Source organism: Thermus aquaticus (assembly GCF_001280255.1).
GTDB classification, from domain to species: Bacteria; Deinococcota; Deinococci; order Deinococcales; family Thermaceae; genus Thermus; species Thermus aquaticus.
The window spans coordinates 1,424,812-1,438,376 of record NZ_LHCI01000106.1; the positions used below are offsets into that span (position 1 = coordinate 1,424,812).

Genomic DNA, 13,565 nt, shown 5'->3' on the forward strand with positions numbered 1-13,565 from the left:
CGTGGCGGAGATCCTGGAGCGTTCCAGCTATCTGGTGAAGGTCCGGGTTGAGGTCCCGGCGGAAAAGGTGGAGGCCAGCTATCAGGCCATGCTGAAGGACCTGGCCAAAAGGGTCAGGATCCCGGGCTTCCGCCCCGGCAAGGCCCCCCTCAAGGTGGTGGAGGCCCGGCTTGGGCGGGAGGAGCTTCTTAAGGACCTCAAGGAGCGCCTGGTGGAGGAGACCTACCCCGAGGCCGTCCGGGAGCTGGGCCTTTTGCCCGTGGCCGCCCGGGTGGTGGAGGAGGAGCTTAAGGAAGGGGAGGGCTTCCGCTACGTGGCCGAGGTGGAGAACTACCCCGAGGTGAGGCTTCCAGACTGGCGGAGCTTCTCCTTGGAGGTGTCTCCCCCTGAGGTCACGGAGGAGATGGTGGACAAGGCCCTGGAGGAGCTCCGGCACCGCTACGCCGAGCTTGTCCCCGTGGACCGGGAGGCCAGGGAAGGGGACCACGTTTTCGTCCGCACCGAGGAGGGGGTGGAGTTCCCCATTGACCTCTCCAAGGCCCTGCCCCACGTGCGGGAGGCCCTTTTGGGCAAGAGGGCGGGGGAGGTGGTCATGGTCCCCGTCCTGAACAAAGAAGGCGAGAAGGTGCGGGAGGCGCGCACCGAGATCCTGGAGGTCAAGACCCTGGAGCTTCCCGAGCTGGACGAGGAGTTCGCCAAGACCCTCGAGGCCGAGAGCCTGGAAGACCTGAGGACCAAGGTGCGCCAACGCCTCGAGGCCCAGGCCCAAAGGGCCTACCAGGAGGCCCGGGAGCGGGCCTTCTTGGAGAAGCTGGCGGAGGGGCTGGAGGCCGAGATCCCCCCCTCCATGGTGGAGGCCGAGGAGCGCCACCTCCTGGAGCATTTGGCGGAGGACCTCTACCGGCAGGGCGTGACCCTGGAGGCCTACCTGAAGGCCCTGGAGGAGAAGGGGGAGCTTCCCAAGTTCAAGGAGGAGCTCCGCCAGGAGGCCCTGAAGCGGGTCAGGCGCTCCCTGGCCAAGGAGAAGCTGGCCGAGGAGCTGAAGCCCGAGGTCACCGAGGAGGAGTGGCAGGCCTACCTGCAGGCGGTGGCCCGCTCCTACGGCATGAGCCTGGCCGAGCTCAAGCGGGAGTTCGGCGAGCGGGGCCTCGCCCGCCTGCGGGCGGCCTACGTCCAGGACAAGGCCCTTCGCCAGGCCCTGGCCCAGATCTGATGCCACCCCATGCTGGCCCAAGCCAGCATGGGGGCCCCGGCAAAGGGTTCCTGGGGAAGTTACCAGGCATGGTGGGCCGAAGGAAACAAGGGTATGGTTCCATTGGTGGCCCAGGGGGGGTTTCCCCCTGGGCTTGCCGCTACAATAGGAAGCGGTATGGTGATCCCGTACGTCATTGAGCAGACCGCCCGCGGGGAGCGGGTCTACGACATCTACTCCCGCCTCCTCAAAGACCGCATCATCTTCCTGGGCACCCCCATAGACGCTCAGGTGGCCAACACCATCGTGGCCCAGCTCCTCTTCCTAGACGCCCAGAACCCCAACCAGGAGATCCGCCTCTACATCAACTCCCCCGGCGGGGAGGTGGACGCCGGCCTGGCCATCTACGACACCATGCAGTTTGTCCGGGCCCCTGTTTCCACCATCGTCATCGGCATGGCGGCCAGCATGGCGGCGGTGATCCTGGCGGCGGGGGAGAAGGGGCGCCGCTATGCCCTGCCCCACTCCAAGGTCATGATCCACCAGCCCTGGGGCGGGGCCAGGGGCACGGCCAGCGACATCGCCATCCAGGCCCAGGAGATCCTCAAGGCCAAGAAGCTTTTGAACGAGATCCTGGCCAAGCACACGGGCCAGCCGCTGGAGAAGGTGGAGCGGGACACGGACCGCGACTACTACCTCTCGGCCCAGGAGGCCCTGGAGTACGGCCTCATTGACCAGGTGGTGACCCGTGAAGAAGCCTAGGCCTTTCTGCAGCTTCTGCGGCCTCCGCCCTCCGGAGACGGGTCGGCTCCTGGAAAGCCCCATTGACGAGGTCTACATCTGCGAGGACTGCGTGGAAAGGGCCCAGGAGATCCTCCGCCAGGGGGAGAGGCCCAAAGGCCCCACGCGCCTGCCCAAGCCCCAGGAGATCAAGGCCCACCTGGACGGGTACGTGGTGGGGCAGGAGGCGGCCAAGCGGGCCCTTTCGGTGGCCGTCTACAACCACTACAAGCGCCTCCTCCACCCCGAGGCGGAGATCGGCAAGTCCAACATCCTCCTCATCGGCCCCACGGGCACCGGCAAGACCCTTCTCGCCGAGACCCTGGCCCGCTTCCTGGAGGTCCCCTTCGCCATCGCCGACGCCACCACCCTCACCGAGGCGGGGTACGTGGGGGAGGACGTGGAGAACGTGATCCTGCGCCTTTTGCAGAACGCCGACTTTGACGTGGCCCGGGCGGAGATGGGCATCGTCTACATTGACGAGATTGACAAGATCGCCCGCAAGTCGGAAAACCCCTCCCTCACCAGGGACGTCTCCGGCGAGGGCGTCCAGCAGGCCCTCCTCAAGATCATTGAGGGCACCATCGCCAACGTCCCCCCCCAGGGGGGCAGGAAGCACCCCCACCAGGAGTTCATCCCCGTCAACACCAAGAACATCCTCTTCATCCTGGGCGGGGCCTTTGAGGGGCTGGAGAACATCGTCAAGGCCCGCACCGAGCGCACCACCATCGGCTTCACCCGCCCTAGGGCCAAGGAGGAGCCCATGGAGGTCATCCCCGAGGACCTGGTGAAGTTCGGCCTCATCCCCGAGTTCGTGGGCCGGGCCCCCTTGATCGTCCAGCTCCACCCCTTAGGCGAGGAGGACCTGGTGCGCATCCTCACCGAGCCCAAAAACGCCCTGGTCAAGCAGTATCAGGCGCTTCTGCGCATGGAGGGGATTGAGCTCCGCTTCACCCAGGCCGCCCTCCGGGAGATCGCCAGGCGGGCCCTCAAGCGGGGCACGGGGGCTCGCGGCCTTAGGGCCATCCTGGAGAAGACCATGGTGGACCTGATGTTTGAGGCCCCGGGAAGCGGGGTGCGGGAGATCGTCATAGACCTTCCCCACCTGGACCAGCCCCTGAAGGCCCTCGAAGAGGCCAAGCTGAGACAAGCCTCCTAAGTACCCCACCGCGGCCTTCGCCGCGGTGGGGGCCCCAGAAAAGCCCTTACCCCATGTTGCGAAACCAAAGCGCGGGCACTTAGCGATCCAGCTTCCTCACCAGCTCCTCCTTGAGGGCGAAGAGCCTCTCCGTGAGGGAGACGTGGTAGATGTGGGGGTTCACCAGGCGGCGCACCCCGGGGTCCAGCCGGGCCACGTCCCGGTCCCGTCGGGCCCTCAGTTCGTTTATGGAGAGGGGCGGGAAGAGGCGCTTGCCCCCTCGGAAGGCCTCCACCAGAAGGGGCTCGAGGGTGAAGGCCCCGGGGCTCAGGACCCGCCTCTTGGTGGGGTCCGTGGGGTGGCGCAGGGTGAGGGGCCTGTCCTCCCGCACCTCCTCCTCGGCCAGGGCCAGGAGGTCGGCGGTGGCCAGGCCCCTTTCGTCGTAGACCCGGTAGACCCGCTTGTGGCCGGGGTTCAGGATCTTTTCCAGGGAGTCTGAGATCTTGATGGCGGGGGCCCAGGCGCCGTTTTCCCTTATGGCCACCAGCTTGTAGACCCCTCCCAGGGCGGGGTAGCCCCAGGAGACCACCATCCGGGTGCCCACCCCAAAGACCAGGCGCTTCAGGAGGGCCTCCGGCTCCACCCCGTAGCGGGGGGCCTCCTCCAGGATCTGGCTCTTGATCTGCCAGATCACGAGCTCGTCCAGGTCTCCCGAGAGGACGATCAGGGCCTCGGGGAAGCCTGCTTTGTCCATTTCCCGGGCCACCTGGATGGCCAGGTAGGCCAGGTCGCCCGAGTCTATCCTGACCCCCACGGGCCGGTGGCCCTTTTTGCGCAAGGCCTCAAAGACCTTGATGGCGTGGGGCAGGCCCGAGTGCAGGGTGTCCACGGTGTCCAGAAGAAGGATGGTGTCATCGGGGAAGACCTCGGCGAAGGCCTGAAAGGCCTCCTCCTCCGAGTGGCCCAGGGCCAAAAAGGCCTGGACCAGGCTGTGGGCGTGGGTGCCGGAGGAGGGGAGGCCCAGGAGGTGGGAGAGGGAGACGGCGCTGGAGCGGTCGGCCCCGCCGATCAGGCTTGCCCGGGTGGCGCTCTCCCCCCCCTTGCCGGGGGCCCGCCGCAGGCCGAACTCCAGCACCACCGCCTCTCCGGCCGCCTCCCGCACCCGGCTGGCCTTGGTGGCGACCAGGGTCTCGTAGTTGATGCGGTTGAGGAGGGCGGTCTCCAGAAGCTGGGCCTGGAGGAGGGGCCCCTCCACGCTGATGAGGGGGACCTGGGGGTGGGCCACCCGGCCCTCGAGGTGGGCCCTCACGGTCAGGCCGGAAAACCCCCCCATCGCCTTTAGGTAGGCCAGGTAGTCCTCGGAAAAAAGGGGCCTGCCCGAACGGCTTTTGAGGGCCCGGAGGGCATTGAGCTCCGCCTCGCCAAACCGGGCCTCCTCCATCCAGGAAAGGAGGGGGTCCAGCCCGGCGAAGACCGTGTAGCCCGCCTGGTGGGCCCCGTAGTCGGGGTTTCTTCGGTAGAAGGCCTCAAAGAGGGCTTCGCGCTCGTGGAGGCCCATCCGGAAGTAGACCTGGCCCATGGTGAGTTGGTAGAGGTCGGTGTAGAGGATGCCGAAGGGGTCCATGGGGGTAGCATAGCCCCTCTTTTCCGGCTACACTAGCGGGATATGGTGGAGGTCCACACCTGCAGTCCCGGCTGCCGCCACCACCTGGGTGGGGCGGGCTGGGGCGAGGCCCCCCTGGTGCGCCTGGGCTACAACAAGGAGGCCCGGGCCCGCAAGTTCCCCTACCTGAAGGCCCTTCTGGAAAGGCCGGTCATCTTTGACGGGGCCATGGGGACCGAGCTTCAGAAGCGGGACCTGACCCCGGAGGACTACGGGGGGGAGGCCTACTACGGCTGCCCCGAGGTCCTGAACGCCACCCGGCCCGAGGTCATCCGGGAGATCCACCTGGCCTACCTGGAGGCGGGGGCCGAGGTGGTAGAGACCAACACCTTCGGGGCGCTCCGCCATGTTTTGGCCGAGTACGGGCTGGGCCATAGGGCCGAGGAGCTCGCCTACCTGGGGGCCAGGCTCGCCAAGGAGGCCGCCGAGCCCTACGGGGCCTTCGTGGCCGGGGCCTTGGGGCCGGGGACCAAGCTCATCTCCCTGGGTCAGATCACCTGGGACGAGCTTTTTGCGGCCTACAAGGAGGCGGTGCGGGGGCTCCTTAGGGGCGGGGTGGACCTGGTCCTTCTGGAGACCGCCCAGGACATCCTCCAGGTGCGGTGCGCCGTCTTGGCCGCCCGGGAGGCCATGGCCGAGGTGGGGCGGGAGGTGCCCCTCCAGGTCCAGGTGACCATTGAGGCCACGGGCACCATGCTGGTGGGCACCGACGAGCAGGCGGCCCTGGCGGCCCTGGAGAGCCTACCCATAGACGTGGTGGGGATGAACTGCGCCACGGGCCCCGACCTCATGGACAACAAGATCCGCTACTTCGCCAAGAACAGCACCCGCTTCGTCTCCTGCCTTCCCAACGCCGGCCTGCCCCGCAACGAGGGGGGGAAGGTGGTCTACGACCTCACCCCCGAGGAGCTGGCCAGGTGGCACCGCAAGTTCGTGGCCGAGTACGGGGTGAACGCCGTGGGGGGGTGTTGCGGCACGGGGCCGGAGCACATCCGGCGCGTGGCCGAGGCGGTGCGGGGGCTTCCCGCCCCAGGGCGCCCCAAGGCCTTTCCCCCGCAGGTGGCCTCCTTGTACCTGGCGGTGTCCCTCAAGCAGGAGGCCAGCGTCTTCCTGGTGGGGGAGAGGCTGAACGCCACGGGGAGCAAGCGCTTCCGGGAGATGCTCTTTGGGAGGGACCTCGAGGGCATCCTGGCCCTGGCCCGGGAGCAGGTGGAGGAGGGGGCCCACGCCCTGGACCTCAGCGTGGCCTGGACGGGGCGGGACGAGCTAGAGGACCTCCAGTGGCTTCTTCCCCATCTGGCCACGGCGGTCACCGTGCCCTTCATGGTGGACTCCACCAGCCCAGAGGCCATGGAGCTGGCCCTGAAGCACCTGCCGGGCCGGGTTCTCCTCAACTCCGTGAACCTGGAGGACGGCCTGGAGAAGTTTGACCGCGTGGCCTCCCTGGCCAAGGCCCACGGGGCGGCCCTGGTGGCCCTCACCATTGACGAGAAGGGCATGGCCAAGACCAGGGCGGAGAAGGTCCGGGTGGCTCTCAGGATGTACGAGCGCCTGACGGAGCACCACGGCTTTCGCCCCGAGGACCTCCTTTTGGACCTCCTCACCTTCCCCATTACCCAGGGGGACGAGGAAAGCCGCCCCCTGGCCCGGGAGACCCTCCTGGCCATGGAGGAGCTTAAGGAGAGGCTTCCCGGGGTGGGGTTCATCCTGGGGATTTCCAACGTCTCCTTTGGCCTCAAGCCCAGGGCCAGGCGGGTGCTGAACTCGGTTTTTCTGGACGAGGCCAGGAAGCGGGGCCTCACCGCCGCCATTGTGGATGCCGGCAAGATCCTGCCCATAGCCCAGATCCCCGAGGAGGCCTACGCCTTGGCCCTGGACCTCATCCACGACCGGCGGCGGGAGGGCTATGACCCCCTCTTCGCCTTCATGGCCTACTTTGAGGCCCACCGGGAGGACGTGGGCGCCAAGGAGGATGCCTTTTCCGCCTTGCCCCTTTTGGAGAGGCTAAAGCGGCGCGTGGTGGAGGGGCGGAAGGGGGGCCTCGAGGCCGATCTGGAAGAGGCCCTCAAGGCCGGGCACAGGCCCCTGGACCTCATCAACGGCCCCCTCCTCGAGGGGATGAAGGAGGTGGGGGAGCTCTTCGGAGCGGGAAAGATGCAGCTTCCCTTCGTCCTCCAAGCGGCTGAGGTCATGAAGCGGGCGGTGGCCTTCCTGGAGCCCCACATGGAGAAGCGGGGAGAGGGCAAGGGCAAGATGGTCCTGGCCACGGTGAAGGGGGACGTGCACGACATCGGCAAGAACCTGGTGGACATCATCCTGACCAACAACGGCTACCAGGTGATCAACCTGGGCATCAAGGTGCCCATTGAGGAGATGCTGAAGGCGGTGGAGGAGCACAGGCCCCACGCTCTGGGCATGTCGGGCCTCCTGGTCAAGAGCACCGTGGTCATGAAGGAGAACCTGGAGTACATGGCGGAAAGGGGCTACACTCTCCCCGTCATCCTGGGTGGGGCGGCCCTCACCCGCGCCTACGTGGAGGAGCTGAAGGCCATCTACCCCAACGTCTACTACGCCGAGGACGCCTTTGAAGGCCTGAGGCTCATGGAGGAGCTCACCGGCCACGCTCCCCCTGAGCTCACCTGGCGGGAGGTCAAGGGGCGGGAGGCTCCCCTCCCCCGGGTGGAGGTGAAGGCCAAGCCCGTGGGCGAGCCCGCCTTCATCCCCCGCCCGCCCTTTTTCGGGGTGCGGAAGGAGGAGGGGTTGGACCTCTACACCATCGCCCACTACGTCAACAAGCTGGCCCTTTACCGGGGCCAGTGGGGCTACAGCCGAAAGGGGCTTTCCCGGGAGGCCTGGCAGGCCCTGGTGGAAAGGGAGGCGGAGCCCGTATTCCGGAGGCTCCTCAAGGAGGCTAGGGAAGAGGGGTGGCTTAGGCCCAGGGTCCTCTACGGCTTCTTCCCCGCGGCCCGGGAAGGGGAGGAGCTTTTGGTGTTCAACCCAGAGACGGGGGAGGTTCTGGAGCGCTTCCCCTTTCCCCGGCAGAAGGGCGGGGGGCTGTCCCTGGTGGACTACTTCCGCCCCCGCTTTGCCCCGCCTTTGGGGGACGAGGCGGCCTGGATGCCCGAGGCCGCCTTCCAGGCGGGGGCCCGGGACGTTCTGGGGGTGCAGCTCGTCACCATGGGGGAGGAGCCTTCCCTCAAGGCCAAGGCCCTTTTTGAAAGCGGGGCCTACCAGGACTACCTCTTCGTCCACGGCTTCAGCGTGGAGATGACCGAGGCCCTGGCGGAGTACTGGCACAAGAGGATGCGGCAGATGTGGGGCATCGCGGGGAAGGACGCCACCGATGTCCGCAAGCTCTTCCAGCAGGGCTACCAGGGGGCCCGTTACTCCTTCGGCTACCCCGCCTGCCCAGACCTTTCCGACCAGGCCAAGCTGGACCGCCTCATGGGCTTTTCCCAGATCGGGGTGGGGCTGACGGAGAGCTACCAGCTCGTCCCCGAGCACAGCACCAGCGCCCTGGTGGTCCACCACCCCGAGGCCCGCTACTTCAGCGTGGACTGACCCTTTTCCTTCGGCCCACTATGCCCGGTAACTTCCCCTTGCCGGGGCCCCCATGCTGGCGCAAGCCAGCAGGGGGTGGCATTAGGCCCACCAGGCGACGGGGCGGGTGGGGAAGGCCCTGGGGGCCACGGCCTCCCCCTTGGGGTGGCGCTCCATGGCGTAGTGGGGGAAGGCGTAGACCTCGAGGACCTCCTCCAGCAGGTTCACCAGCCAGACCTCGGGGATGCCCGCCTTCTGGTAGAGGGGAAGCTTCAGGGCGCGGTCCTGGACCAGGGTGGTGTCCGCGATCTCCACCAAAAGGAGAACGTCTTCGGGGCCAGGGTCCCGCTCCCGGTAGGCCTCCAGGGGAGGGCGGAGAAGGGCCAGGTCCGGGATGGGCTCCGAGTCGGCGGAAAGGGCCAAGGGGCACTGGACCATGACCACGGCCTCCTCGCCGAAGGCTTCCTGAAAGACCCTGTCCAGGTGCATCACGTAGAGCCGGTGCTTTTTCCCCATGGGCGACACGGCGTACACCTCCCCCTCGAGGAGCTCCACCCGTTCGGGGAGGGCCCCCGCCTCGTAGGCCTTGTGGTAGGCCTCCACCGTGAAGCGGTGCTTGACCATCTCCCCTGAGTATACTCTGGCCGTGCTGGGCCTCTTTCAGGCCGCGAGGGCCCTGGGCCTCCGCCCGGCCCTCCTGGAGTCCTTGGGGCCAAAGACCCCCTTTTCCCGGCTCTCCCTCCTGGGGCTAAAGCCCCGGCACCGCCTCGAGGTCCTGGAAGGGCGGCTCTACCTGGACGGGCGGAGGGTGGGGGAGGCTTTGGACCTCTTCCCCTACCTGGAAAGGGGCCTAGGACGGGGCTTCTTCCCCGCCTGGATGGGCTTTTTCGCCTACGAGTTCGCCCGCCACCTGGGGCTTCCCACCCACCCGCCCGTGCCCGGCCTTCCCGAGGCCGCCTTCTTCTACTACCCCGAGGGCTTAGCCTTCCTGGAGGGGCGGCTTGTGGAAAGGCCCGCCCTCCCCATCCGGCCTTCCCCCTACCTCCCCCCGCCCTTGCCGCCCCTTCGCCTCCATAGCGACTACCCCAAAGCCCGCTTCCTGGAGGGGGTGAGGGAGGTCCAGGAGCGGATCCGGGCCGGGGTGGTCTACCAGGTAAACCTCTCCCACCGCTTCCGGGCCCAGGGCGCTCTGGACCCCCTGGCCCTTTACGCCCGCCTCCGGGTCCAAAACCCCTCCCCCTTCATGGGGCTTCTGGAGGGGGAAGGCTGGGCGGTGGTCTCGGGGAGCCCGGAGCGGCTTTTCCAGAAGGTGGGGGCCAGGGTCTTGACCCGGCCCATCGCCGGGACCAGGCCCCGGGGGCGGGAGGAGGCCGAGGACCTCCGCCTGGAGGAGGAGCTCCTCTCTTCCCCCAAGGAGCGGGCCGAGCACGCCATGCTGGTGGACCTCCTCCGCAACGACCTGGCCAAGGTGGCCCTGCCGGGCACGGTGCGGGTAAGGGAGCTTTTCACCGTGGAGCGCTACGCCCACGTCATGCACTTGGTCTCCGAGGTGGAGGGGTACACCCGGGCCTCGTTGGGGGAGGTCTTCGCCGCCCTCTTCCCCGGGGGGACCATCACCGGAGCCCCCAAGGGGACGGTCATGGAGGCCATCCGGGACCTGGAGCCCGTGCCCCGAGGGGCCTACACCGGGAGCCTGGGGTACGTCTCGGGGAGGGGGGCGGACTTCAACATCCTCATCCGCTCCATGTATCAGGTGAAGGAGACCCTTTACTTCTCCGCCGGGGCCGGGGTGGTCATCGCCTCTGACCCCGATAAGGAGTACGAGGAGACCCTCCACAAAGCCGAGGGGCTCCTGAGGGCCCTCACGGGGGGCAGGCCGGGAAGCCCCCTGGCCCCGCCCAAGCCCACCGCCAGGTGGGCTCCCCCGCCCCCTCCCCGCCGCCTCGAGGCCCGGGTCCTCTTCCTGGAAAACCGGGACTCCTTCAGCCACAACCTGGTGGACTACCTGCGGGCCCTGGGGGCGGAGGTGGAGGTGGTGGACCAGGAGGAGGCCCCCAGGTTTTCCGGCTTCACCCACCTCCTGGTGGGCCCGGGGCCCAAGGACCCCTATAGGGCGGGAAGGGTCCTGGAGTGGACCAAGAGGGCCTTGGAGGAGGGCGTTCCCTTCCTGGGGGTCTGCCTGGGCCACCAGGCCCTGGGGGTGGCCCTGGGGGCGGAGCTTTACCGGGAGGCCCCGGTCCACGGGGAGGCCCACCCCATCCACCACGCGGGGGAGGCCCTCTTCCGGGGCCTTCCCAACCCCCTGCCCTTCGCCCGCTACCACTCCCTGGCCTTAAGGCGCCTGCCCCCCGCCCTCCGCCTCCTGGCCTGGACGGAGGACGGGGTGCCCATGGCCATCTGGGACGGTAAGGTGGCCTTTGGGGTCCAGTTCCACCCGGAAAGCATCCTCTCCCCCTGGGGCATGGAGCTACTCGCCCGCTTTTTGGAGGTGGGATGAAGCGGGTGCTCCTTTCGGGCAAGCCCTTCGCCGAGCCCCTTCCCGAGGGCTTTCTTTACCACGGGTATAGCGTCTTCACCACCTTGAGGGCCGAGGGGGGAAGGCCCCTCTGGCTACCGGACCACCTGGCCCGCCTCCGCCGCCACGCCGAGGCCTTGGGCCTTAGCTACCCCGGGGACGAGGCCTTTTTGCAGGACCTGAAGGTCCTCCTCGCCGCCTTTCCCCAGGCCCCCTGCCTCCGCCTTCGCCTCACCGTGGGGGAGGGGGTGTGGCTCTCCGAGGCCAGGCCCTACGCCCCCCCGCCCCGGGCCCTCTACCGGGAGGGGGTGCGGGTCCACCTGACCCCCTACCGGGTCCACCCGGACCTCTTCCCCTACAAGACGGGCAACTACCTGCCCTACCGCCTGGCCCTGGAGGAGGCCAAAAGGCAAGGTGCCTTTGAGGGCCTCCTCCTGAACGAGAAGGGGCACGTGGTGGACGGGAGCCGCACCAGCCCCTTGCTCTTTCGGAAGGGCACCCTCTACCTCCTGGAGGGGGGCCTCGAGGGCCTCACCCGGGAGAAGGTGGCCGAGGCGGCCCGGGAGCTTGGGCTAAAGGTGGAGCGGGCCCATTTGCGCCCGGAGGAGCTGGAGGGCGCCCTTCTCCTTGCCGGAAGCGGCGTGGGCCTTTTGCCCGTGGGCAGGCCGCCGGAGGCCCTCTTTCCCCTCATAGAGCGCTTCCTCCCCGCTTGCTATACTGAATAGCGGTACCGCCAGCCCGAAGGCTTTGGGCTGGTAGCCCTTTTTGCACGGGAGGACGCATGAAGAAGCCCGTCTACCTCACCCCAGAAGGCTTTCGCCGCCTTCAGGAGGAGCTGAACCACCTGAAGACCACCAAAAGGCAGGAGATCTCCGCCGACTTTGAGCAGGCCCTGGAGGAGGGGGACCTGCGGGAAAACGCCGGCTACGACGAGGCCAGGCGGGCCATGTGGCAGAACGAGGCCCGCATCGCCCAGCTGGAAGACCTCCTGGCCCGGGCCGTGGTCGTGGAGGGGAACGGCTCCTACGACCAGGTGGCCCTGGGATGTCAGGTGGAGCTGGAGACGGAAAGCGGGGAGAGGCTTTCCCTGGCCATCGTGGGGAGCCACGAGGCCGACATCTTCAGCGGAAAGATCTCCGACGAGTCCCCCTTGGGCCAGGCCCTTTTGGGCAAGAAGGTGGGGGACGTGGTGGAGATCCGGGGCAAGAAGGGGGCCCAGGTCTACACCATCCTGGAGATCAAACCCCTATAGCCTCCGCCGAGCGCAAGGGCCCCAGGCTCTCCTCGGCGTGGGCCTTGAGGGCCAGGAAGAGGCGGTCTAGGGGGGCCTCCTCTAGGTAGGGGAGGGCCTCCCCGCCGAGGAGGTGGAGGACGGCCCTCAGGGCCTCCACCCCTTTTTCCCCCAGGTAGACCCCTTCCCCCCCCAGCCTGCCGCCCTTGAGGTGGAGGCCTGGCCCCAGGAGGTTAGGGGAAAGCCCCCCGGCCTTCAGCACCCGCCAGCCCGCCCAGACCAGGGGGAGGAGAGGGTTGGGGTGTTTGGCGAGGCCCCGGAGGCCGGAGACGAAGACGGGGTAGATCCTGGGAGCGGCCTCGGGGGAGGCCAGGCGGTAGGCCAGCTCGGCCAGAAAGGAGGCGAGGAGGAAGCGCCTGGGCTCCTCTAGGCCGTGGAGCCTGCCTATGAGTTTCGCCTGGGTCAGGGTGGGAAGGCCCTCCTCCTTGGCGTAAAGCTGGAAGCGCACGTGGTGGAAAAGGGAAAGCCTTCCCGTGCGCCCCGTGGGCCTCTGGCCTTTGCGGGCCACCGCCTCGAGGCTCCCCTTGGGCGTGAGGAAGCGCACCAGAAGATCCCCCTGCGCCAGGGGCTTCCTGCCCACCACGATGCCCTCCTCGAGGCGGTACCGCTCCATCTTTTTCAGTGTATGCTGGAGGCATGGAAAGGACCCTGCGCGACATCCTGGAGTGGGTGGTTTTGGGCCTCTTGGTGGTGGTGGGGGTGCTCCTCGCCCTCTGGGTGGGGGGCTGGGTCTTCACCTTCCTGGGCAAGGTCCTCCTAGCCCTCTCCGGGCTCATCTGGACCCTTCTCACCTACGCCATTCCCGTCCTCATCGTGGCCGCCATCGGCTACGGGGTGGTTTACTTCTTGCAGAAGCGCTCCTCCAGCGCCTCCTAGGCCTTTTCAGGGCAACGCCTTGAGAAGCTTCCGGGGAGCGGGCCTCCGCTCCCCGCTTTCCCTTGGCCGGGAAAGCCCCGGGTCCACCTCCTGGGGTTGGCCCAAGGGCGTGCCCCTTCCGCCTCTGGCGGCGGAAGGGCCTTTACTACACTTGTCAGCAAAATTACGATGCAACTGGCTTTTCTTGCGCTTTGAAAATCAAAGCCCCCTTTCCAGGCCGCCTTTTGGCCCATATTTTGACCTGGCCCAACGTTGCGGTGTGTGCTATACTCCCCCTAACCCGGACCTCCGGGTGGGGACCTTGAAAGCCAGTTCTTCCCTTGGGGATGGGCAATATGCGTTTCCCCTTCTCATCGGCCCTCTCTCCTGCGTGTGTTCATCGGCATAAACCCCCGAAAACCCCCGTTATTCGCCCCATGCATATTCCAAGCTTCATCTTTCTCACAAACCTCCCTCTGACAGTGCCGTCCAGAAGGGCATTCTTATAGGGGTAGAGTTGCAAACCACGTAGCCCCGTAAGGGGATTGCGACGCCGCACCCGCAAAAGGGGTCCAGGACCACGTCCCCGGG

11 protein-coding genes and 1 CRISPR repeat array (1 of these 12 running past the window's edge) are annotated in these 13,565 nt (G+C 67.5%); of the genes, 8 read left to right on the forward strand and 3 right to left on the reverse strand.

Annotated features, from left to right (window positions below; genetic code table 11):
• Nucleotide 1: 1 nt before the first annotated feature.
• From tig to clpX, 3 genes are all read left to right on the forward strand, one after another.
• Nucleotides 2-1,213 carry a trigger factor gene (tig, locus tag BVI061214_RS08730; RefSeq protein ID WP_003045766.1) on the forward strand — a complete coding sequence of 404 codons (1,212 nt, stop codon included), beginning with the start codon at nucleotides 2-4 and terminating at the stop codon, nucleotides 1,211-1,213.
• Nucleotides 1,214-1,369: 156 nt separating this feature from the next.
• Entirely contained in the window at nucleotides 1,370-1,954 is a 585-nt protein-coding gene (gene clpP / locus BVI061214_RS08735) for an ATP-dependent Clp endopeptidase proteolytic subunit ClpP (protein ID WP_003045764.1), read from the forward strand.
• Complete coding sequence (gene clpX / locus BVI061214_RS08740) at nucleotides 1,941-3,131, forward strand: ATP-dependent Clp protease ATP-binding subunit ClpX (RefSeq protein WP_003045761.1); 1,191 nt, start codon at nucleotides 1,941-1,943, stop codon at nucleotides 3,129-3,131. The genes clpP and clpX overlap by 14 nt, the downstream gene beginning before the upstream one ends.
• 79 nt (nucleotides 3,132-3,210) lie before the next feature.
• Here the strand turns inward: clpX and BVI061214_RS08745 are convergent, their stop codons facing one another.
• Nucleotides 3,211-4,734 carry a nicotinate phosphoribosyltransferase gene (locus tag BVI061214_RS08745; protein WP_053768061.1) on the reverse strand — a complete coding sequence of 508 codons (1,524 nt, stop codon included), beginning with the start codon at nucleotides 4,732-4,734 and terminating at the stop codon, nucleotides 3,211-3,213.
• A 42-nt stretch (nucleotides 4,735-4,776) separates the two neighbouring features.
• On the opposite strand from BVI061214_RS08745, the gene metH reads away from it, so the two are divergent.
• On the forward strand, nucleotides 4,777-8,334 hold the full coding sequence (gene metH / locus BVI061214_RS08750; RefSeq protein WP_053768062.1) for a methionine synthase: 3,558 nt from the start codon (nucleotides 4,777-4,779) through the stop codon (nucleotides 8,332-8,334).
• An 81-nt stretch (nucleotides 8,335-8,415) separates the two neighbouring features.
• Here the strand turns inward: metH and BVI061214_RS08755 are convergent, their stop codons facing one another.
• Complete coding sequence (locus tag BVI061214_RS08755) at nucleotides 8,416-8,937, reverse strand: Uma2 family endonuclease (RefSeq protein ID WP_053768063.1); 522 nt, start codon at nucleotides 8,935-8,937, stop codon at nucleotides 8,416-8,418.
• Between the two features lie 22 nt (nucleotides 8,938-8,959).
• Between BVI061214_RS08755 and BVI061214_RS08760 the strand changes: the two genes are divergently transcribed.
• The 3 genes from BVI061214_RS08760 to greA are packed head-to-tail and all read left to right on the forward strand — an operon-like array spanning nucleotide 8,960 to nucleotide 12,080.
• Nucleotides 8,960-10,810, forward strand: coding sequence for a chorismate-binding protein (locus BVI061214_RS08760; protein WP_053768064.1), 1,851 nt, complete (start codon nucleotides 8,960-8,962; stop codon nucleotides 10,808-10,810).
• A complete protein-coding gene (locus BVI061214_RS08765) occupies nucleotides 10,807-11,553 on the forward strand; it encodes an aminotransferase class IV (protein ID WP_053768065.1) in 747 nt (248 codons plus the stop codon). Before BVI061214_RS08760 ends, BVI061214_RS08765 begins: the two co-directional genes overlap by 4 nt.
• A 56-nt stretch (nucleotides 11,554-11,609) precedes the next feature.
• Nucleotides 11,610-12,080, forward strand: coding sequence for a transcription elongation factor GreA (gene greA / locus BVI061214_RS08770; protein WP_053768066.1), 471 nt, complete (start codon nucleotides 11,610-11,612; stop codon nucleotides 12,078-12,080).
• On the opposite strand, the gene recO is transcribed toward greA, so the two are convergent.
• Entirely contained in the window at nucleotides 12,067-12,732 is a 666-nt protein-coding gene (recO, locus tag BVI061214_RS08775; protein ID WP_053768067.1) for a DNA repair protein RecO, read from the reverse strand. The genes greA and recO overlap by 14 nt on opposite strands.
• Before the next feature lie 23 nt (nucleotides 12,733-12,755).
• On the opposite strand from recO, the gene BVI061214_RS08780 reads away from it, so the two are divergent.
• Nucleotides 12,756-12,995 (forward strand): hypothetical protein, encoded by a 240-nt coding sequence (locus BVI061214_RS08780; RefSeq protein ID WP_003045745.1) that lies wholly within the window; start codon nucleotides 12,756-12,758, stop codon nucleotides 12,993-12,995.
• 495 nt (nucleotides 12,996-13,490) lie between these two features.
• Nucleotides 13,491-13,565: direct repeats of the CRISPR family, unit length 37 nt (it continues 563 nt past the right edge of the window).

Bases quoted from the DNA above. Each gene is read 5' to 3' on its own strand.
- clpP (WP_003045764.1), top strand. From the start codon at position 1,370: ATGGTGATCCCGTACGTCATTGAGCAGACCGCCCGCGGGGAGCGGGTC.
- BVI061214_RS08745 (WP_053768061.1), bottom strand. From the start codon at position 4,734: ATGGACCCCTTCGGCATCCTCTACACCGACCTCTACCAACTCACCATG.
- metH (WP_053768062.1), top strand. From the start codon at position 4,777: ATGGTGGAGGTCCACACCTGCAGTCCCGGCTGCCGCCACCACCTGGGT.
- BVI061214_RS08755 (WP_053768063.1), bottom strand. From the start codon at position 8,937: ATGGTCAAGCACCGCTTCACGGTGGAGGCCTACCACAAGGCCTACGAG.
- BVI061214_RS08765 (WP_053768065.1), top strand. From the start codon at position 10,807: ATGAAGCGGGTGCTCCTTTCGGGCAAGCCCTTCGCCGAGCCCCTTCCC.
- greA (WP_053768066.1), top strand. From the start codon at position 11,610: ATGAAGAAGCCCGTCTACCTCACCCCAGAAGGCTTTCGCCGCCTTCAG.
- recO (WP_053768067.1), bottom strand. From the start codon at position 12,732: ATGGAGCGGTACCGCCTCGAGGAGGGCATCGTGGTGGGCAGGAAGCCC.
- BVI061214_RS08780 (WP_003045745.1), top strand. From the start codon at position 12,756: ATGGAAAGGACCCTGCGCGACATCCTGGAGTGGGTGGTTTTGGGCCTC.